Genomic DNA, 879 nt, shown 5'->3' with positions numbered 1-879 from the left:
GATCGAGAAGCTCAAGACGAGCTACCCGGTAAAAAAACTGTGTGACGTGTTTGGCGTGCATCGCAGCAGTTTTAAATACTGGAGACAACGTTCAAAAAGACCTGTGTGTGCCACGAAAGCCAAGGAAATAGCCAAGGTCAGAGAGCTATTTCGCGAGAGCGAAGGCTCTGCAGGTGCGCGCAGCATTGCAGAGATGGCGACAAGGCAGAATGTTCCGTTAAGCCGCTATCGCGCTGGCCGCCTGATGGAAAAGCTTGGTTTAGTTAGCTGCCAAGTTCCTGGGCACACCTACAAGAAAACAGGTGATGAGCATGTTGAGATACCGAACCACTTAGAGCGACAGTTTAACGTCGAGGCACCCAACCAGGTTTGGTGTGGCGACGTCACGTATATCTGGACTGGCAATCGCTGGGCTTATCTAGCCGTTGTCATGGACTTATTTGCTAGGAAAATGATTGGCTGGTCAATGTCGTTGTCACCCGATAGTGAACTCACCAGCAGTGCATTAAAAATGGCTTATGAGAGTCGTGGGCGGCCAAAAGGGGTTATGTTCCACAGCGACCAGGGCAGTCATTATACGAGCCGCAAGTTCCGTCAGACGCTCTGGAAATGTCAGATAAAACAAAGTCTAAGCCGACGTGGGAACTGCTGGGATAATGCGCCAATGGAGAGGTTCTTCAGGAGCTTAAAAGTTGAATGGGTGCCAACGTACGGCTATCGCTCATTCTTGCAGGGGCAGCATCATATCGTGAACTATTTAATCGGGTATTACAGCCAGCTTAGGCCTCACCAACATAACGGTGGTATGAGTCCAAATCAGGCAGAGGAAAAATACTGGGTTAACTATAAACCGGTGGCCAGTTTTACTTGACCACTACA

At 49.4% G+C, this 879-nt stretch carries 1 protein-coding gene; it reads left to right on the top strand.

What is annotated here, in order from left to right; translation table 11 throughout:
* On the top strand, positions 1-871 hold an 871-nt coding region (locus MLE19_RS22825; protein ID WP_240720612.1), incomplete at its 5' end, for an IS3 family transposase.
* Positions 872-879 lie beyond the last annotated feature (8 nt).

This window comes from Vreelandella neptunia (assembly GCF_022489065.1).
GTDB classification, from domain to species: domain Bacteria; phylum Pseudomonadota; class Gammaproteobacteria; order Pseudomonadales; family Halomonadaceae; genus Vreelandella; species Vreelandella neptunia_A.
Note: the sequence above shows the minus strand (reverse complement) of the source record. Positions and strands in the feature narration are given on the sequence as shown.